Annotated in this window: 15 protein-coding genes; 12 read left to right on the top strand and 3 right to left on the bottom strand. The window is 67.0% G+C overall.

The window, feature by feature from the left end; all coding sequences use genetic code 11:
• Positions 1-50: 50 nt before the first annotated feature.
• The 4 genes from ligK to ACFSCW_RS10755 are packed head-to-tail and all read left to right on the top strand — an operon-like array spanning position 51 to position 3,640.
• The gene (ligK, locus tag ACFSCW_RS10770) at positions 51-725 is read left to right on the top strand and encodes a 4-carboxy-4-hydroxy-2-oxoadipate aldolase/oxaloacetate decarboxylase (RefSeq protein ID WP_380889077.1); all 675 of its coding nucleotides are present in this window, start codon (positions 51-53) and stop codon (positions 723-725) included.
• Entirely contained in the window at positions 718-1,773 is a 1,056-nt protein-coding gene (locus tag ACFSCW_RS10765) for a 4-oxalomesaconate tautomerase (RefSeq protein WP_380889075.1), read from the top strand. The genes ligK and ACFSCW_RS10765 overlap by 8 nt, the downstream gene beginning before the upstream one ends.
• Complete coding sequence (locus ACFSCW_RS10760) at positions 1,770-2,657, top strand: amidohydrolase family protein (protein ID WP_380889073.1); 888 nt, start codon at positions 1,770-1,772, stop codon at positions 2,655-2,657. Before ACFSCW_RS10765 ends, ACFSCW_RS10760 begins: the two co-directional genes overlap by 4 nt.
• Entirely contained in the window at positions 2,651-3,640 is a 990-nt protein-coding gene (locus ACFSCW_RS10755) for an aldo/keto reductase (RefSeq protein WP_380889071.1), read from the top strand. The genes ACFSCW_RS10760 and ACFSCW_RS10755 overlap by 7 nt, the downstream gene beginning before the upstream one ends.
• Before the next feature lie 59 nt (positions 3,641-3,699).
• Here ACFSCW_RS10755 and ACFSCW_RS10750 read toward each other — a convergent pair whose 3' ends face one another.
• Positions 3,700-4,605 carry an N-acetylmuramic acid 6-phosphate etherase gene (locus ACFSCW_RS10750; RefSeq protein WP_380889069.1) on the bottom strand — a complete coding sequence of 302 codons (906 nt, stop codon included), beginning with the start codon at positions 4,603-4,605 and terminating at the stop codon, positions 3,700-3,702.
• Between the two features lie 61 nt (positions 4,606-4,666).
• Here ACFSCW_RS10750 and ACFSCW_RS10745 point away from each other — a divergent pair, with 61 nt between their 5' ends.
• The 7 genes from ACFSCW_RS10745 (at position 4,667) to dacB (ending at position 12,827) form a co-directional block, all read left to right on the top strand.
• Positions 4,667-5,545 carry a glucosamine kinase nucleotide-binding domain-containing protein gene (locus ACFSCW_RS10745; RefSeq protein WP_380889067.1) on the top strand — a complete coding sequence of 293 codons (879 nt, stop codon included), beginning with the start codon at positions 4,667-4,669 and terminating at the stop codon, positions 5,543-5,545.
• 67 nt (positions 5,546-5,612) lie between these two features.
• A complete protein-coding gene (locus ACFSCW_RS10740; RefSeq protein WP_380889066.1) occupies positions 5,613-6,497 on the top strand; it encodes a LysR family transcriptional regulator in 885 nt (294 codons plus the stop codon).
• Positions 6,498-6,567: 70 nt separating this feature from the next.
• Entirely contained in the window at positions 6,568-7,602 is a 1,035-nt protein-coding gene (gene dgcN, locus ACFSCW_RS10735; RefSeq protein ID WP_380889064.1) for an N-acetyltransferase DgcN, read from the top strand.
• Entirely contained in the window at positions 7,560-8,549 is a 990-nt protein-coding gene (gene dgcA / locus ACFSCW_RS10730; RefSeq protein WP_380889063.1) for an N-acetyl-D-Glu racemase DgcA, read from the top strand. The genes dgcN and dgcA overlap by 43 nt, the downstream gene beginning before the upstream one ends.
• Entirely contained in the window at positions 8,546-10,096 is a 1,551-nt protein-coding gene (locus ACFSCW_RS10725; RefSeq protein ID WP_380889062.1) for an N-acyl-D-amino-acid deacylase family protein, read from the top strand. The genes dgcA and ACFSCW_RS10725 overlap by 4 nt, the downstream gene beginning before the upstream one ends.
• A complete protein-coding gene (locus ACFSCW_RS10720; RefSeq protein ID WP_380889061.1) occupies positions 10,096-11,346 on the top strand; it encodes a dicarboxylate/amino acid:cation symporter in 1,251 nt (416 codons plus the stop codon). The genes ACFSCW_RS10725 and ACFSCW_RS10720 overlap by 1 nt, the downstream gene beginning before the upstream one ends.
• Before the next feature lie 14 nt (positions 11,347-11,360).
• Entirely contained in the window at positions 11,361-12,827 is a 1,467-nt protein-coding gene (gene dacB / locus ACFSCW_RS10715) for a D-alanyl-D-alanine carboxypeptidase/D-alanyl-D-alanine endopeptidase (RefSeq protein WP_380889059.1), read from the top strand.
• Here dacB and ACFSCW_RS10710 read toward each other — a convergent pair.
• Positions 12,824-13,828 carry a serine hydrolase domain-containing protein gene (locus ACFSCW_RS10710; RefSeq protein WP_380889057.1) on the bottom strand — a complete coding sequence of 335 codons (1,005 nt, stop codon included), beginning with the start codon at positions 13,826-13,828 and terminating at the stop codon, positions 12,824-12,826. The two genes, dacB and ACFSCW_RS10710, sit on opposite strands and share 4 nt — an antisense overlap.
• Positions 13,825-15,369, bottom strand: a complete 1,545-nt coding sequence (locus ACFSCW_RS10705) for an MFS transporter (RefSeq protein ID WP_380889055.1) — start codon at positions 15,367-15,369, stop codon at positions 13,825-13,827. Before ACFSCW_RS10705 ends, ACFSCW_RS10710 begins: the two co-directional genes overlap by 4 nt.
• A 263-nt stretch (positions 15,370-15,632) precedes the next feature.
• On the opposite strand from ACFSCW_RS10705, the gene ACFSCW_RS10700 reads away from it, so the two are divergent.
• Positions 15,633-18,542: a TonB-dependent receptor plug domain-containing protein gene (locus ACFSCW_RS10700; RefSeq protein WP_380889054.1), complete on the top strand. Its 2,910-nt coding sequence runs from the start codon at positions 15,633-15,635 to the stop codon at positions 18,540-18,542.
• The last annotated feature ends 59 nt before the right edge of the window (positions 18,543-18,601 follow it).

Genomic DNA, 18,601 nt, shown 5'->3' with positions numbered 1-18,601 from the left:
GTCCTTTCTGGATGGTGCGCCCACGCTTTCCGATGAGCATGGAGGCGTAAATGGCAGGCGTTGTGGTGAGGGAAATTCAGCGTGCCCCGCTCGACGTGATCGACGGGCTCGGGGCCGCCGGCGTCGCGACGGTGCACGAAGCGCAGGGCCGGACCGGCCTGATGGCCTGCCGAATGCGCCCGATCTACCCCGGCGCCCGCATCGCCGGATCGGCGGTGACGATCTCTGCGCCCCCCGGCGACAATTGGATGGTCCATGTCGCGATCGAGCAATTGAAGGAAGGCGACATTCTGGTGCTCGCGCCGACCAGCCCGTGCGAGGACGGCTATTTCGGCGATCTCTTGGCGACCTCGGCAGTGGCGCGTGGGTGCCGCGGGCTGGTGATCGACGCCGGCGTACGCGACGTGCGGGACCTGACGGCGATGGGCTTTCCGGTCTGGTCGAAGGCCGTGTTCGCACAAGGCACGGTCAAGGCGACATTGGGGTCGGTCAATGTGCCGATCGTCTGCGCGGGTGCTGCGGTGAACCCGGGCGACGTGATTGTCGCTGACGACGACGGCGTCTGCATCGTGCCGCGCGCGGATGCGGCTGCTGTGCTTGAGAAGGCGCAGGCGCGCGAGGCGAACGAGGAAGCGAAGCGCAAGCGCCTCGCGGCCGGCGAGCTCGGCCTCGACATCTACGATATGCGCGGCAAGCTCGCCGAGATGGGCCTCAAATATGTCTGACGGCGTACGGTGCATGTGGATGCGCGGCGGCACGTCGAAGGGCGCGTTCTTCCTGAAGGACGATCTGCCGGCCGATACGGCGGCCCGCGATGCGTTCCTGCTGCGCATCATGGGATCGCCTGATCCCCGCCAGATCGACGGCATGGGCGGTGCCGATCCGCTAACCTCGAAAGTTGCGGTGGTCTCAAAATCCGATAGGCCTGGCGTCGATGTCGACTATCTCTTTCTGCAGGTTTTCGTCGATCAGCCGATCGTCACTGACAGCCAGAATTGCGGCAACATGCTTGCCGGCGTCGGGCCGTTTGCAATCGAACGTGAGCTGATCCAGGCCGTAGACGGCGAGACGCGTGTCGCGATCTTCATGGAGAATACCGGCCAGGTCGCGGTTGCCACGGTGCAGACACCTGGCGGCCAAGTCGCCTATGAAGGCCATGCGGCGATCAGCGGCGTGCCGGGCACGGCTGCGCCGATCCCGCTCGCGTTTCGCGATACTGCAGGGTCGAGCTGCGGCGCCCTGCTGCCGACGGGCAATGGGGTAGACGAGATCGACGGCGTGCGCTGCACGCTGATTGATAACGGCATGCCATGCGTGGTCTTTCTGGCAAGCGATGTCGGCATCGCCGGCTATGAGGATCGCGACACGCTCGACGCCGACGTGGCGATGAAGGCGAAAGTGGAGGCGATCCGCCTGAAGGCCGGGCCGATGATGAACTTGGGGAATGTCAGCGAGAAGTCGGTGCCCAAGATGATGCTGGTTGCCGCTCCCAAGGAAGGCGGCGCCATCGCGGTGCGCTCGCTGATCCCGCACCGCATCCACGCCTCAATCGGCGTGCTCGGCGCAGTGAGCGTCGCCACGGCCTGCCTGATCGAAGGTTCGCCCGCTGCCCAAGTTGCGCAGGTCCCAGGAGGGCGCAGCAAGAAGCTGGGGGTCGAGCACCCGACCGGCGCCACCGAATGCGTTGTGACGGTGGACGAGGGCGGGCAGCCGATCGAGGCCGGCATGCTCCGCACGGCACGCAAGCTGATGGACGGAGTTGTTTTCGCATGAAGGACGAACAGGGTCGGGTCCGCAGTTGGACGCTTGAGCCGTCCAAAGCGCGATACACGCCGCCGCCGGGCGCGGTCGATGCGCATTGCCACGTGTTCGGGCCGGCGGCAGCGTTTCCGTTCAGCGCCAAAGCCAAATACCAGCCGCAGGACGCGGGTCCCGAGGCGCTGTTCGCGCTGCGCGACCATCTCGGCTTGGCGCGCAACGTGATCGTGCAGGCGAGCTGCCACGGCACCGACAATGGCGCGACGCTGAACGGCATCGCCAAGTCGGCGAGGCGTGCGCGCGGTGTCGCTGTCGTCGATCCCGCGATTTCCGATGCGGAGCTGGACCGGCTGCACCAAGGCGGCATCCGCGGCGTGCGCTTCAACTTTCTGAAGCGGCTGGTGGACGACGCCCCCAAGGAAAAATTCCTGGATGTGGCCCGCCGAATCCGGCGGCTCGGCTGGCACGTGGTGGTCTATTTCGAAGCCGACATCATCGACGAGATGCGGCCGTTCCTTGCGGCCATTCCGGTGCCGATCGTGATCGACCATATGGGGCGGCCCGACGTCGCGCAGGGGCCGGACGGGCCCGACATGCGCGCGTTCCGCTCGCTGCTCGACAGCCGAGGCGACCTCTGGACTAAAGTGACTTGTCCCGACCGGCTCGACGCCAACGGACCGCCGTACGAAGACTTCGTCGCGGCCGTGCGCCCGCTGGTCGAAGACTATCCGGACCGCGTGTTGTGGGGCACCGACTGGCCGCATCCAAATATGGAAAGTAACATTCCCAATGACGGCGCGCTGGTCGACGTCATCCCGCGGATCGCGCCAACTCCGGAACTGCAGCGCAAGCTGCTCGTCGACAATCCGATGCGTCTGTACTGGCCCGAGGAATGCTGAAGCGCCGCGTCGGCCCATTCAAGGTCAATGCGATCGGGCTCGGCTGCATGTCCCTGAGTCACGCCTATGGCTCGCCGCCGCCACGCGAGGGCGCGGTGCGGCTGCTCAACCGCGCGCTCGATCTCGGTTATGACTTCCTGGACACCGCCGCGCTATACGGCTTCGGCGCGAATGAAACGCTGCTGGGCGAAGCGATCGGGCATCGCCGTTCCGAATATGTGCTCGCATCCAAGTGCGGGATGACAGGCGTCGACGGCAAGCGCGTGATCGACGGCCGACCCGAAACGCTGCTGCGCACGATCGACGAAAGTCTCACACGGCTGAAGACCGACGTGATTGATCTCTATTACCTCCATCGCTGGGACAAATCGGTGCCGGTCGAAGAGTCGGTCGGCGCGCTCGCCCGGATGGTCGAGGCGGGGAAGGTCCGCGCGATAGGGCTCAGCGAGGTGTCCGCCGCGACGCTTCGCAAGGCGCACGCCGTCCACCCGATCGCCGCGGTCCAGAACGAGTATTCGCCTTGGTCGCGCAACGTGGAGCTGGGCGTGCTCAATGCGACACGGGATTTGGACGCTGCGCTGGTGGCCTTTTCGCCGGTCGCCCGCGGATTTTTCGCAGGTGCGGTGCATTCGCCTGATCAGTTCGAAGAACGGGATATCCGTCGCGGCATGCCACGGTTTCAGAGCCCGAATCTCGAGCGCAATCTTGTACTCTTTAAGCGTTTTCAAGCGATTGCAGACCACGCTGGCTGCACTCCGGCTCAGCTTTCGCTCGCTTGGGTGCTGTCGCGCGGCGACCATGTGGTCGCGATCCCGGGGACGACGTCGATGATGCATCTGGAGGAGAATTTCCGGCCCGCGGACGTGCGCCCTGATGTCCTTAGGCAGGCGGATCATTTGCTTACGAAGGCAGCGATTGCCGGCCCGCGCTATCCAGCGGCCACGCAGGCCGAGATCGATACCGAGGAGTTTCTCGAGGCTTAGCTTGGTGCTTAGCGGCGGGGCGGGCCAGGCCCGCGCTCAGCACGTCATACGCCGCGTCTTCAACGGCGGCGAAGTGCGTTGCGCAGATTTCCGTCGGCTTCGTCGAGCGCCGCTTCGTCTCGGCCGAGCGCGATCAACACGGCGCGCTTGATGCTGCCGCCGGATGCCGTGAGCGCGGTCTCGGCCGTCGCGCGATCGGTTTCGGCGATCTGTGCGACGATCGCGGCCGCCCGGGATTGGAGCTTTGCGTTGGAGAGGCGCATCTCGACCATCAGGCCGGCATGAACACGGCCCAATCGCAGCATGATCGCGGTGGAAAGGGTGTTCAGCGCGATCTTCTGGGCCGTTCCTGCCTTCATCCGGGTGGAGCCGGCGACGACTTCCGGGCCGGTGAGAAGCGGGATCGGGTGATCGGACGCGGACAGCAACGGCGTGCCCGCGTTGCTGGCCAGGCCGATAGTCAATGCGCCGGCAGTTCGCGCGGCGCCGATAGCCGCAACCGTGAATGGCGTGCGGCCGCTTGCTGCGACGCCGATGACGACATCGGCCGGGGCCGGGGCGGCCTTACGGATCGCGGCCTCGGCGGCGGCGGTATCGTCCTCGGCGCCCTCCACGCTTTCCAGCATCGCGTCCATGCCGCCCGCAAGCGCATAGACAGTGCGGCTCCAGTCATAGGTCGGGCCGAGCTCTACGCCGTCGAGCACTGCCAGCCGGCCGGACGTGCCGGCGCCGCAATAGATCAGCCGGCCGTTCTTGCGCAGTCGTGCCGCCGCCGCGTCCGCGGCCTCGGCAATCGCATCGCTGGCGGCCTGCACCGCGGCTGCGGCGGCGAGCTGGCCCTCCAGTATGGCGGCCACCGCGTCGGCGGTGGGCCATAGATCGAGATCGGAATAACGAGGGCTGATCCGCTCCGTCGACAAGGCGCGCACTCCTGTTGCGGACCTGTGTCTATGCCTCAATGTCATAGCGGTGCCATATCTTCTTAGCGTAACGGTGCGAAGATTGGGCTAAGCGCATCGCGGAACGATGGACTATTATCTGGGCATCGACGCCGGCGGCACGCACACACGCGCGCGCCTGGTAACGGACGACGGCACCGTCGTCGGCACTGGCGAGGGCGGCCCGGGCAATACCGGGCTCGGCCTGAACGAGGCGCTTGGCGCGGTCGCGGACGCTTATATGCAGGCGCTGAGACAAGCGGGGCTCGATGAAAGTCATTTCCCCGCCATCCGCGCCGGGCTGGGCATTGCCGGGCTGAACCGGCGCGGCGTTCTGCCGGGGCTGCAGGAGCATGATTTCCCGTTTCGCTCGATTGCGTTCGCCAGCGACGCGGCGATCGCCAATCTGGGCGCGCATGCCGGCGGCGACGGTGCGATCGTGATCGTCGGGACCGGCAGCATCGGCTTCGCGCGGGTGGGCGACCAGGTTCATACGATCGGCGGCTACGGATTTCCGATTTCGGACGAAGGCAGCGGCGCCGACCTTGGGCTGCGCGCGATCCGGCAATCGCTCTGGGCCCGCGACGGGCGCATTCCGCATAGCGCCATGACTGAAGCCGTGCTCGACCATTTCCACGGCAAGCCCAGCGAGATCGTCGCCTGGACCGGGCGGGCCACACCAGCCGATTACGCCGCCTTCGCGCCGATCGTGATGGACTATGCGGGCGAGGGCGATCCGGTGGCGGAAGCCATCGTGCAGGAAGCCGCGCTGCGCATCGACCGGCTGATCCGCGTCCTGCTCGACCGCGGCGCGCCGAGCTGCTGCCTGATGGGCGGCGTGGCCGCGCGCATGCGCGACTGGCTGGCGGCCAGCATCCGCGAGCGGCTGACGGAGCCGCTGGGCGACGCATTGGACGGCGCGATCCTGCTCGCCCGCACGCGAGCAGTGGAAAAGGAAGCGGCTTAAGAAGGCGTCACAGCCGCGCCACGCGGCGGCTTCAACTTCGGTAGCCGACCCTGTAAGCCCGACCCGGATGAACCTGCGTCACATCGAAATCTTCCACGCAGTCTATGTGAATGGCTCGGTCAGTGCCGCGGCACGTGCGCTGAACGTGTCGCAGCCTTCCGTGTCGAAGATGCTGCGCCACGCGGAATCGCTGCTTGGCTTCAACCTGTTCCAGCGCACCAATGGCGGGCTCGTGCCCACCGAAGATGCGCATGTGCTGTTCGCGGACGTCAGCGAGATACAGGATCGCGTGTACGCGTTGCGCGAGGCGGGACGTAACCTGAAGCGGGGCGTGGGCGGCGTGCTGCGCATCTCTGCATTGCCGTCGCTGGCGTTGAGCGCGCTGCCGACGGCCGTGGCGCGGTTCATGCGCAATCACGAGAATGTCAGGTTCGATCTGCAGACCGTCCATCACGACGATCTGCTGAGGAAGCTCTACGAGCGCGAGACGGACGTCGCGATCGCCTATCAGGTGCCGCCGTCGACGCCGATCGGCAACCGCTGGCTGGGCGAGGGCGAGCTGGTGCTGCTGTATCGGGAAGAGGATATGCCCGATGCGCCGCCGTCTCTGGAGCTCGACGTTTTGCGCGGAAAGCCGTTCATCAGCCTGGCCGCGAGCGGTCCGATCGGCGCACTGTTCAGCCAGGAGCTTCAGCGTCGCGATCTGGAGCTGAACGAAGTCGTCTCGGCACGGACTTTCTACATTGCATGCGCGCTGGTTCGGCAAGGTGTGGGCATGACGGTGGTCGACAACTTTACGGCGCAGGCCTGGATGGCGCCCGGCCTGTCGATGCGCCCGCTGAAGCCCCGGCTGACCTTCGACATCCAGGCGATGTTCCTGATCAACCGCCCGCCCGGCGCGCTCGCCTGCGGCTTCCTGAACACATTGGCCGGCGTGATCGACGAACTATAACGGCAGGCTATGCCGAGCGCCGCACTCGCTATGCGGCGGCTTCCGATCGCGCGCGATACGGCTGTGCGCGATGATCCCAGGCCCTTTTCTCCTCTATCTTGGTCACAGCGACGATTCCGTTGCGATCAAGACCTCGCGCGGATTGGCCGAGTTTCGCCGCGACGACTGCGTCGGCGAATTCCGTCATGACGACTGCCCGTTGACGCTCGGCCTGCCGCGGATGCGCATGGCGCAGGCCGCCGCGGCCGGCGCGCGGACGATGGTGCTCGGCATCGCCAGCGCCGGCGGCCGGCTCGGAGCCGATCTCGTCGCGGATGCGGCGGCAGCGCTCGAGGTCGGGATGAATGTCGCGGCCGGGCTGCACGAGCGGCTGCGGAACGAGCCGCGGCTGGTGCAAATGGCGGCCGAGCGGGGGCTGCAATTGTTCGACGTGCGCGACCCGCCGGCGGACCTGACCGTCGGCAAGGGCTATCCGCGCGCCGGCCACCGATTGCTGACCGTCGGTACCGACTGCTCGGTCGGCAAGATGTATTCGACGCTGGCGCTGACGAAAGCGCTGCGGGCGCGGGGCGTCACCGCCGATTTCCGCGCGACCGGGCAGACCGGCATCCTGATCGCAGGCGAGGGCGTGCCGGTCGATGCGGTGGTCGCCGATTTCATCTCGGGCGCGATCGAGCGGCTGGCTCCGGCGCGGCACGATGGCGGCTGGGATTTGATCGAAGGTCAGGGATCGCTGTTCCACCCATCCTTCGCCGGCGTTTCCCTGGGTCTGCTGCACGGCGCGCAGCCGGAGGCGCTGGTGCTCTGCGACGAGCCCGGGCGCGCGCACATGCGCGGCATACCCGGCCGCCCGACGCCGGGCCTCGCCGAAACGCTGGAGCGCAATCTGGAAGCCGCGCGCGTGACCAACCCCGATGTCCGCGCCGTCGGCGTATGCGTCAACACGTCCCGAATGGACGGGCCGGAAGCGCTTCGCCTTTGCGGGCAGATCGAGGACGAGCTGGGATTGCCTTGCACCGATCCGGTCGCCCACGGCGCGGAAGCCATTATCGACAGATTGCTATGCGTCGAACCCTCAGCGCTCGCCACGACCGCTTCGCACTGACGCGGCCGTTCCGCATCTCCCGCGGCGTCAAGACCGCGGCGGATGTCGTGACGGTGGCTATCGGCGAAGGGGATGTCGTCGGGCGCGGGGAGGGTGTTCCCTATGCCCGTTACGGCGAGAGCATCGAGAGCGCGCTCGCCCAGATTGAGGCGGCACGGGACTTCATCGAGAATGGCGGCGACAGGCGCGCGCTGCTCGCTCAGCTCCCCGCCGGCGCGGCCCGTAACGCGATCGACTGCGCATTGTGGGACCTGGAAGCGCGGCTGTCCGGCGAAAGCGTAGCGTCGATGATCGGCGCGTCCGAGCCCGAACGGCTGGCGAGCGCGCTGACGATCGTCATCGATGCGCCGGAGGCCATGGCACGGGCCGCCGCCGAGGTTGCGCACGCACCTTTGCTGAAAGTGAAGGTGGATGCCAACGACCCGGCCGCCCAGATTCGTGCGGTCCGCGCCGCCGCGCCAAAGGCCGCGCTGATCGTGGATCCCAATGAAAGCTGGGACCAGACGCTCGTCGAGGCGATGCAGCCGGTGCTGAAGGCCGCGGAGGTCGCGCTGCTCGAACAGCCGATCCCCGCCGACGCGGACGACTGGCTGGAGAGCTTCAAGCCGTTGGTGCCGATATGCGCCGACGAAGCGGTGCATGTCGCGACCGACCTGTGGCGGGTCGGGGGGCGCTATCAGGTGGTGAACGTCAAGCTCGACAAATCCGGAGGGCTGACTGCCGCGCTGGAGCTTGCCCATGCCGCGCGCTGGGCGGGGCTGGGCCTGATGACGGGCTGCATGGTCAGCTCCTCGCTCTCGATCGCGCCGGCGCTGCACATCGCGCGCATGTCGGACTTCGTTGATCTCGACGGCCCGGTGTGGCTGAAGGAAGATTATCCGGGCGGCGTCCGGGACGAAGGGGGGCTGCTGACGCCTCCGGAGCCGGGCTTTTGGGGGACGGTGTGAACAGATTTCGACTGGCGCTGCTCTGCGCGATTTCCGCATGCGGCGTGGGCGCCGCGCCTGCGCAGCGTGTCGATCTGCTGATCCGCGGCGGCACGGTCTATCCCGGCACCGACGCGCCGTTCACCGGCGACGTGGCGGTTGCCGGGAACCGCATCGTCGCGGTCGGGCCGCATCTGACGCTGCGCGCGGCGCGCGTGATCGACGCCAAAGGAATGATCGTCGCGCCGGGGTTCATCGATCCGCACACCCATGTGGAAGATCAGCTTGCGTCCAAGGACGCGCAGGCGCGGCTGGTGCCGGGCTTTCTGATGCAAGGCGTGACGACGGCGGTGGTCGGCAATGACGGCGGCGGATCGCCGGACATGGCGGCAGTGTTCGGACATAAGCAGATCGGCATCAACTATGCCGCTCATGTCGGCTTCGGCGCCGTCCGCGGGGCCGTTGTCGGCGAGGCGGATCGTGCGCCGACCGACGCCGAGCTTACGCGGATGAAGAAGATGGTCGCGGGCGCGATGTGCCAGGGCGCGATCGGCTTTTCGACCGGGCTTTTCTATGCCCCGCAAAGCTTTTCCAAGACGGAGGAAGTGGCGGCGCTAGCGGCCGAAGCGGGACGGCGCGGCGGCTATTACGACAGCCATATCCGGGACGAGTCGAGCTACAATATCGGGCTTGCCGGCGCGATCGAGGAAGCAATCGCGGTCGGGCGGCTGGGCCATGTTCCGGTCCATATCTCGCACATCAAGGCACTGGGCGTCGACGTGCAGGGCCAGGCGCCCGCGATCATCGCCAAGGTGGAAGCCGCGCGCCGCGCCGGGCAGGACGTGACCGCCGACCAATATCCCTGGTCCGCATCGGGCACGAGCCTGGTCGCCTCGCTGATCCCGCGTTGGGCGCAGGATGGCGGGCGGAAGGCGTTGCTCGCGCGCTTCGACGACCCGGCGCTAAAGGACCGGCTGCGCGCCGACATGGTCGATAACCTGCGCAGGCGCGGCGGCGCGAATGCGCTGCTGGTGACCGAGGGCGAGTTTCGTGGCCAGCGGCTGGATGCGATCGCCAAGGCGCAGGGTACCGACGCCATCGCCGCCGCCATCACGGTGATCCGCAAACACGATCCCGCGGTGGCCTCGTTCAACCAGACCGAGGCCGATATCGAGGCGTTCATGCGCCAGCCCTGGGTGATGACCGGCTCCGACGCTTCGACCGGCCATCCGAGGAGCTATGGCAGCTTCGCGCGGAAATACGCCCGCTATGTCGTCGAGAGAAAGACGATCAGCCTGCACGATTTCATCGAGCGCAGCACGGCGCTGACCGCCGACACGGTCGGGCTCACCGGCCGCGGCCGGCTGAAGCGCGGCGCCTTCGCCGACATCGTGATATTCGATCCCAAACACTATGCCGAGCGCGCGACCTATGAGGAGCCGGCGCTGCTCGCCCGGGGCGTGCAAACGGTGGTGGTCAACGGCGCAGTTGCGGTCGATCGAGGCAAGCTGACCGGCGTCGCCGCCGGGCGTGCGCTCAAGAAGACGCCCCGGCCGGGCAGTTGCTGATGGGCCTGCTCACGGGCTGGTTCGCGATTCCCTTATGGAAGCGCGTGCTGGGCGCGCTGGTGCTCGGCCTGGTGTTCGCGATCGTCTGGCCGCAAGCGGCGCCGGCGGTCGCATTCCTGGGTGACTTGTTCGTCCGCGCGATCCGGATGCTGGTCGCGCCGATCGTGCTGGTGACGATCGCGGCGGGCATCACCGCGCTGGGCGATCCGAAGCGGATCGGCGGGCTGGGCGGCCGCACCATCGGGTTGTTCGCGCTCACCACGGCGATCGCCGTTTCGGTCGGCATGGCGGTGGCGGCGCTGATCCGCCCCGGCGAAGGCGCGCCGCTGGGCACCGCCGCGCCGCATGCGCTCGGGCCGGCGGTCACGCCCTATGACCAGTTGATCGGCATCGTGCCGCTCAACATCTTCGACGCGCTCGCCAAGGGCGACATGCTCGCGCTGATCTTCGTCGCGATCCTGACCGGCGTGGGCACGCTGCTGGCGGGCGAGGGCGGCAAGCCTTTCGCCGACTTCCTCCAGTCCGCCTCGGCCGTGCTGCTGCGGATCGTGGGCGTCGTCATGGAGGCGACGCCGTTCGGTGTCTTCGCGCTGATCGCCAATGCCGTGGCGGCGAACGGCGCGGCCGTGTTTGTCCACGTCGGCTGGCTGGCGCTGGCGGTGGTGCTCGGCTCGGCAGTGCAGATCGTGGTGGTGCACAGCTTGATCCTGCGCCTGCTCGCCCACCTGCCGCTCCTCCCTTTCTTTCGCGGCATCATCGACGCGCTGGTCGTGGCCTTCTCGACCGCGTCCAGCTCGGCCACGCTTCCAGTGGCGATGCGGGTGGCCGAGAAGAATCTCGGCATCAGCCGCCCGGTCTATTCGACGACGCTGCCGCTGGGAGCGAGCATCGGGAAGGACGGCACCGCAATGTATGTCGGCCTGCTGAGCATGTTCAGCCTGCAGGCGTTCGGCGTCGAGCTGACGCCTGCCGTCTATGGCCTCGTGCTGCTGACCGGCGCGCTCGCGGCTTTCGGGACGGCGCCGGTGCCGTCGGCGTCGCTGTTCATGCTGGCGGCCGTGCTGTCGGCGGTCGGCGTTGCGCCGGAGCAGACGGCGCTGGTGGTCGGCTTCGTGCTGCCGTTCGACCGCCTGCTCGACATGACGCGCACCGTGCCCAGCGCCAGCGCCAACCTGACCGTCGCGACGACGGTGGCGCGCTGGGAAGGCGAGCTGGACGAGGCGGTCTATCGAGCGCGGGCGACCGCTTGAGGGGAGTTGGGGGCATGCAACAGATCTCGGTCCGCTGCGTGGCTTTGCTTGTCGCGATTTTGGGGCTCGCGCAGCCGGCTAGCGCGAAGGACTCCCTCCAGCAACGCGTCGAGGCCGTCCTTGCCGAAGCCGGGCCCGGCACGCGCTTCGGCCTGGTGGTGGCGACGGCGGACGGCCGCGAGCTGGTCGCCGTCGCGCCCGACAACCGCTTCATTCCCGCTTCCAACACGAAGATGTTCCCGACAGCCGCGACGTTCGCCTTGGTGACGGGATTGGACCAGCCGGACGCGACGGGCGGAGCGGCGGTGCGGCTGGAAAAGGCCGGGCGCGGCGCATCCGATGTGATCCTGACCGGCTATGGCGACGCGCGCCTGTCGAGCGCTGCAGACTGCACGACCGATTGTCTCGCGACACTTGCCGACGCGGTTGCCGCACGAACCCGGCAGGTGCTCGATGTCGTGGGCGACGACAGCCTGTTCCCGGACCAACGCTGGAGCCCGGGGATGAGCTGGAACAACATCCCGACATCCTCCGGCACCGCGATCTCGGCGCTCACGCTCGACGACAATGAGATTGCGCTGCAGGTGATCCCCGGCGCCGTCGGCGCTCAGCCGCGGATCGATCTGGCGCTTGCCTACTACACGATCGAGAACCGGGCAGTGACGGTCGCGGCGGGCAAGACCGAGCTGAACGTCGCGCGGCTCCCCGGTCAGCGGACGGTTCGCCTGACGGGGGCTATCGCCCGGGACGCGAAGCCGGAAGACTTTCGCTTGGGTGTCGACGATCCCGCGCACTATGCGGCGTGGCGGCTGAAGGCCTTGCTGGAAGCGCGCGGCGTGAAGGTTTCGGGCGCCATCCAGACGCGCCATCGCCCGTTCATGCCGTCCGACGATCCGAAGCTGCGCGGTGCGACGCCATTAGCCCGGCCGCCGCAGCCAGAGGCCCTCGCGCGGCTTGTGCCGCCGCCTTTGATCGAGGACCTGACGCACACCAACAAGGTCAGCCAGAACCTGCATGCCGAACTGTTCCTGCGACGCCTGGGGCTGATCGATGGGAGCGGGTCTATCGAGGATGGCGAGGCCGCGGTGAAGGCAATGCTCGCCCGCGCCGGCGTGCCGCGGGCCGGCTTTGACTTCTCGGACGGCTCGGGCATGTCGACCTATAACCGCCTGGCGCCGCGCGCGGTCGTGACGTTCCTGCGATGGATCGCGGCTCAGCCCTGGGGCGCGGCGTGGCGCACCACGCTTCCCATTGGCGGCGTGGACGGGACGCTGCGCAACCGCTTCAAGGGAACTGCGCTGGAAGGCAAGCTGACCGCGAAGACCGGCACGCTCAACGCGAGCAACGCGCTGTCAGGCTATTTCACCGCCAAGAGCGGCCAAACGCTGACCTTTTCCGCGTTCGCCAACGATGTTCCGTCGGAAGCCAGCGCGACAAAGGCGATGGATGCCGCGCTGGAGTTGGTCGCGAGCGAGAACTAGCGCGCGTCCCACGCCTCGACGATCGCGTCGCCGGTTGCCCGTCTGAGCTCCATAATACGGCTATCGCGATGCCGCGTCGGGTGGACGCGGTTGGTGAGCAGGGTCCACGCGACACCGCGATCGAAATCGATCCAGAGCCCCGTTCCGGTAAATCCGGTGTGGCCGATCGTTTCGTGCGAGCAGGCGTCGCCGCCGGGCCACCCCTCGAAGCGCCGTTCCCAGCCGCAGGTGCGATGGCCGTGGACCGGCGTGCGGATCGCGTTCAGCATCGTGGGCGATGCGCCGGTTCCGTCGAGCAGGCCGCGGGCGAAATCGAGCACGCCGGCGACCGTGCCGAACAGTCCGGCATGGCCGGGCGCCCCGCCCAGCGCGAAGGCGTTCTCGTCATGCACTTCGCCCTTCATCACGCGGCCGCGCCAGGAGCACGCTTCGGTCGCGACCGCTGGCCCCGGCGGCTGGCCGAAGCTCAGGCCTGGGCCGAGCGGCCAATCCGAAAGGGGCTTGCCCGTGATCCGCTCGATGGCGATGCCGAGCAGGATGAAGTTGATGTCGGAATAGACCGGCGGTCCGGCACGCCATTCGCGTTGCAGCACGAAGGCGCGCAACCGGCCCGGATCGTCGCCATAGGTGTAGATCGGCTCGACTGCGGGCAGGTGCGTGCGGTGCGCCAGGCAGTCGCGGAACGTCAGCTTGCGTTCGAGCGCGCCGGCCACGTCGTACTGTCGCAAGTCGGGGATCGCATCGGTGAGCGGCCGGTCGAGTTCGACGCGGCCCTGGTCCGCCAGCGACAGGATCATCGTCGTGGTCGCGATGACTTTGGAGACCGAGGCCAGGTCGAACCAATGGTCGATGGTCAGCGGCTCAGGCTCGGGTACCAGAGCAGCCATGCCGGCATGTTTGATCCAGCGTCGTCCATCGGTCGCAACCAGACCCAGCGTCGCGCCAGGGATTCGGCCCGACGCGACCGCTTCGGCTGCCGGAGCGAACGCGGCTTCGATCATGCTGCGTCGTCAGCGCGCGGGTTTGCGCGCAGGATGAAGGGGAGAAATATGAGCGCGCCGAGGCTCATCGCGCCCGCCATCAGGAAGAAGCCGTCATAGCCGATGGCCTTCTGGAACACGCCGGAAAGGCCAGCGAGCAGCCGCGGAAGCAGGAAGGCGAGGCCCGAAAGCAGCGCATATTGCGCGCCGGGATAGCGCGGGTTCACCAGCATCGAGAGATAGACGACGAACACCGCGCCTTCGAAGCCATGGCCGAACTGGTCGATCGCCATGGCGACGTAGAGGTCGAGATCGCCGGTGGTCACCGGCAGCCCGGCCAGCGAGAACAGCACCGGCCCGCCGGGAGACTGATAAGCCAGCCAGGCGAAGATCCAGTTGCTGAGCGCCGACATGATCGCGCCGACCGCGAGCGCCCAGCCCATCGGCGCCTTGGCCGCCAGCCAGCCGCCCAGGGCGACGCCAAGCATGCTCGACAAGAGCGCGACGACGCCATCGGCGACGCTGATCTGCTCAAGCCCATAGCCGAGGGCGTTGAACAGGGGATGCGACAGCGTCAGTGCCATCACGTCGCCCATCCGATATACCGAGACGAACAGCAGGATCGGAATGACGGTCAGCCCGAAGCGCCACGCCACGTTGATATACGGCGCGAACGCCGATGTAGTGAGCAGCGGCGCGCCTGGCGGCAACTTGCGGATCCAGGGTACGGCGACGCCCAAGGCGATGAACGGCAGCAGCGCCACCGCGAACACCCAATAGCTCATCACCTTCGGGTCCGAGAGCCCGATAGACCCGATGGCGGCGAGTAGGACCCAGCCGGCCGCCGCGACGATCGCAGTGGTCGCGGCGAGCGCGATCAGGCTGGCGACGAGGCCGGCCGTCAATGCAAGGGTCCGTCCGCCGACCCGCCCGGCTTCGGGCCGCATCGCCGCGAGAATGGGGAAGGGAAGGAACGCGGCCGCGGCGATCACTAGATAGGCCACGGTCCAGTCGGCCTTGGCGGCGACAAAGATTGCGCCGCTGCCGGCTGCGACCATCGCGCTGCGATAGCCCCATAGATTGGCGGCGACGATCGGACCCTGCTGCTCGGCAGTCGGCGCGAGCTCGATGCGCCAGGCGTCGGCCGCGATCTCCAGCGTCGTCGTCCAGAAGGCGAGCAGAACCGCGAACAGCGCAGTGACGGGCAGGCTCCTGTCCGACGAGGTGAACGCCATCGCCGCCATTGAGACGAAAATGCCGAGCTGCGCGAGCATGATCCAGCCGCGGCGCTTGCCCCAGTAAGGGCCGAAGCCCGGAACGAGATAGCGGTCGAGCAGCGGCGCCCAGGCGAATTTGAACGTCGGTAGCAGCGCGACCCAGGCGAAATAGCCGGTGGTGACGATATCCACGCCGTGCCGCGCCAGCCGCAGCAGCAGGACCGTGTTGAACATGTAGAACGGCAGGCCGGCGCAGAAGCCGAGCAGCAGATAAAGCGCGGCGAGCCCGATCCCGCGCCGATCCGCCGGGGGCGAAGGCAATACCGCCTCAGCCGCGGTGGACATCGGATAGCTTCTCGATCACCGGCGCAGGCTCGACCGGGTAAATCGATCCGTCAACGGCCCTGCTGCCTCGCGACCTCCGCAAAGCACGCGTTTTCCACAGGAAATGGCCGCAGGTTATACGTGAGCGAACAAATACTATGGCGCTCCCTAGAGCCCCTTGTTGCTTAAATATTGCAGGGGCGTGCCAAAGGGGAAGCATTGAAATGTCGGCTTATATCTCGCTGAAAAGGATTCTCCTTTCAGGGGCTGCTTGCGCCGTGATGATGGCCAGCGCGGCATCGGCGCAGACCGCGCGCGCCGCGGAGGAGAAATCGGAAGACATCGTCGTCACCGGCACGCGCGTCGTCCGCGACGGCTTCCAGGCGCCGACGCCGCTCACCGTGATGAGCAGAGTCGATATCGAGAACTCGTCGCCGACCAACAACATCGCCGATTTCGTGAACGAGCTGCCTGCGCTCGCCGGATCGACGCGGCCGGCCAACTCGCGCCTCAACCTCAGCAGCGGACAGGCCGGCATCAACGCGCTCAATCTGCGCAACCTAGGCGAGACCCGCACCCTCGTGCTGATCGACGGGCGCCGTTCGGTCGCATCGACGATCACCGGGCTGGTCGACGTCAACACCATTCCGCAGTCGCTCGTGGAGCGCGTGGAAATCGTGACGGGCGGCGCCTCGGCCGCTTATGGCTCGGACGCCGTCGCGGGCGTCGTCAACTTCGTACTGAACAAGAAGTATGAGGGGCTGAAGGTTTCGGCCGACACCGGCATCACCAGCCGCGGCGACGGTTTCAATTATTCGATCAACGTCACCGGCGGCACGTCGTTCGGCGATGGGCGGGGCCATATCACGCTGAGCGGCGAAGTGGCGCATGCCGATGGCATCCTGAAAGTCGACCGTGCCTGGAACGCGACCGGCTTTGTGCGCATCCAGGACCCGAACTGGACGGCGACCAGCACCACGCCGCGCTTCCTGATCCGCCGGCAGGTCGGCGCGGCGAACTCGACGCCGGGCGGCCTGATCCTCTACTCCTCGGGCGGCACCGCCAACCGGCTGCGCGGCATCTATTTCGGGCAAGGCGGCGCGCTGAACCAGTTCCAATATGGCGCGCTGACCTTCCCGTCGCCGACCGGGGCGTCCGCGCCGTCGCTGACGCAGGGCGGCGACTGGCAAGTCAACGATTCCGGGCGCCGCATCGGTCTTGATCCCCGGGACGATCGCTACGGCGTGTATGGCCGGTTGAGCTACGAAGTTGCGAACAACGTGGAAATATTCGCCGAGGGGTCGTTCAACCGGCAGGAAGTGTTTTTCAACGCGGGGCCGAACCTTTCGTCATGCGGCAGCGCGAGCCGGGCCAATGTGGGCGTTGCGGGCGCCAACGGGCTTTGCACCCTGGCGGGCGATAATGCGTATTTGATTCAAGCACTTGGCCCCACGCAGCTTACCGGCATCACGGCGGTCGGGATCGGCACCACGGCGGTCGACCTTCCGTTCCGCGCGTCGAACAACCGGCGCGAGGTGCAGCGTTATGTCGTCGGCGCCGAGGGCGCGTTCACCGCGTTCGGCAAGCCGGCGCACTGGGGTATTTACGGGCAGTACGGCAAGGCCGACCTGCGCGAGCAACTGCGCAACATCATGCAGTTCCAGCGGATGTCGAGAGCGGTCGACGCCGTCTTCTCGGTGCCGGGCAACACCTCCAGCCCGATCGTCTGCCGGGTCAACGCCGACGCGGACCCGACCAACAACGACCCGGCCTGCGTGCCGCTCAACCGCCTGGGCATCGGCGTCGCCAATCCGGCGGCGATCGCCTACGCGCTCGGCGATCCCTATCGCGACGAAACGGTGACCCAGAAAGTGGTGGGCGCCAACCTATCGCTGACGCCGTTCGCCACCTGGGCCGGCGATGTCAGCGTGGCGCTGGGCGGCGAATATCGCGAGGAGAAGATCAAGGGCTTTGTTCCCCAGCAATATCAGCCGATCGTGACGGCGAACCCGACTGGCGGAATCACCACGACCAACCTGTGGTCGGTCGGCAACTTTCTGCCTTCGAACGGCAGTTACAACGTCAAGGAAGCCTATCTCGAAACGGTCGTGCCATTGGGCCTCGGCCTCGAGTTCAACGGCGCGGTGCGCGCCACCGACTATTCGACGTCGGGCTATGTGACCACGTGGAAGGCCGGCGCGACCTGGCAGCCGATCGACGATGTGCGGTTCCGCGTGACTCGCTCGCGCGACATCCGCGCGCCCAACCTGGCCGAGCTTTACCAGGCTGGGTCGTCGAACAGCGACGCCGTGTCCAATCCGTTCTTCCCGGGCGTCGGGCCGGGGAACGCCACTTACGGGACCAGCATCTCCTATTCGGCGACCGCGGTCGGCAACCCGAACCTAAAGCCGGAAAAGGCAGACTCCTGGAATATCGGCGCGGTCTTCTCGCCGACATTCCTGCCGGGCTTCAATGTCTCGGTCGATTATTTCCGGATCAAGATGAAGGATACGATCGGCACGCTCAGCGCGCAGGAAATCATCAATCGCTGCTTCGAGGGTGTGGCGGCCTACTGCGCGGCGATAACGCCGGATCCGAACAGCACTTCGCGTATCCTGTTGCGCGCCCAGCCGTTCAACTTCGCAAGCCAGCTCGTCCGCGGTATCGATTTCGACGCCTCGTACCGTATCCCGATCCGCAACGGCGACAGCTTCACGCTGCGCGGCGTTGCGACCCGCTACATCGACAACATCATCGATCAGGGCATCAAGGGAGTCGATCCGGTCAACACCGTCGGCGTGAACGGCGGCCAGGCGAGCACGCCGAAATGGCTCTACCGCTTCAACGCGACCTATGACTCGCGGTCCTTCTCCGCGACGGCAGTGGCGCGCGGGGTGAGCGCGGGACGGTACGACTCCGGCGGGATCGAGTGCACCACCGGCTGCCCGCTCTCGACCACCCAGCACCCGACCTATGACAACAACCATGTCAAAGGCACGTTCTACGTCGACTTCAACCTGACCGCGAAGATGGACATTGCGGGCGATGGCGACGGCGAGATTTTCTTCAACGTCACCAACGTGTTCGACGCCGATCCGCTGTTGCTGCCGGAGACCGGGCTGGCGGCGAACCCGACCTATTCCGACCTGCTGGGCCGCGCCTTCCGCGTCGGCTTCCGGGTGAAGACACGGTAAGCCGGGCGAGAATCCTGCGGCTTCTTCTTCCCACGCCGCCTGGATTGTCTGGCCTGCAA

Source organism: Sphingomonas tabacisoli (genome assembly GCF_042678385.1).
Classification (GTDB): domain Bacteria; phylum Pseudomonadota; class Alphaproteobacteria; order Sphingomonadales; family Sphingomonadaceae; genus Sphingomonas_B; species Sphingomonas_B tabacisoli.
This window is presented reverse-complemented; position numbering and strand designations above follow the sequence as displayed.

Excerpts from the sequence above, each read along its gene's own strand:
- ACFSCW_RS10705 (WP_380889055.1), bottom strand. The coding sequence starts at position 15,369 with ATGTCCACCGCGGCTGAGGCGGTATTGCCTTCGCCCCCGGCGGATCGG.
- ACFSCW_RS10755 (WP_380889071.1), top strand. The coding sequence starts at position 2,651 with ATGCTGAAGCGCCGCGTCGGCCCATTCAAGGTCAATGCGATCGGGCTC.
- dgcN (WP_380889064.1), top strand. The coding sequence starts at position 6,568 with ATGATCCCAGGCCCTTTTCTCCTCTATCTTGGTCACAGCGACGATTCC.
- ACFSCW_RS10750 (WP_380889069.1), bottom strand. The coding sequence starts at position 4,605 with ATGACATTGAGGCATAGACACAGGTCCGCAACAGGAGTGCGCGCCTTG.
- ACFSCW_RS10720 (WP_380889061.1), top strand. The coding sequence starts at position 10,096 with ATGGGCCTGCTCACGGGCTGGTTCGCGATTCCCTTATGGAAGCGCGTG.
- ACFSCW_RS10745 (WP_380889067.1), top strand. The coding sequence starts at position 4,667 with ATGGACTATTATCTGGGCATCGACGCCGGCGGCACGCACACACGCGCG.
- ligK (WP_380889077.1), top strand. The coding sequence starts at position 51 with ATGGCAGGCGTTGTGGTGAGGGAAATTCAGCGTGCCCCGCTCGACGTG.
- dgcA (WP_380889063.1), top strand. The coding sequence starts at position 7,560 with ATGCGTCGAACCCTCAGCGCTCGCCACGACCGCTTCGCACTGACGCGG.
- dacB (WP_380889059.1), top strand. The coding sequence starts at position 11,361 with ATGCAACAGATCTCGGTCCGCTGCGTGGCTTTGCTTGTCGCGATTTTG.
- ACFSCW_RS10700 (WP_380889054.1), top strand. The coding sequence starts at position 15,633 with ATGGCCAGCGCGGCATCGGCGCAGACCGCGCGCGCCGCGGAGGAGAAA.
- ACFSCW_RS10760 (WP_380889073.1), top strand. The coding sequence starts at position 1,770 with ATGAAGGACGAACAGGGTCGGGTCCGCAGTTGGACGCTTGAGCCGTCC.
- ACFSCW_RS10765 (WP_380889075.1), top strand. The coding sequence starts at position 718 with ATGTCTGACGGCGTACGGTGCATGTGGATGCGCGGCGGCACGTCGAAG.
- ACFSCW_RS10710 (WP_380889057.1), bottom strand. The coding sequence starts at position 13,828 with ATGATCGAAGCCGCGTTCGCTCCGGCAGCCGAAGCGGTCGCGTCGGGC.
- ACFSCW_RS10740 (WP_380889066.1), top strand. The coding sequence starts at position 5,613 with ATGAACCTGCGTCACATCGAAATCTTCCACGCAGTCTATGTGAATGGC.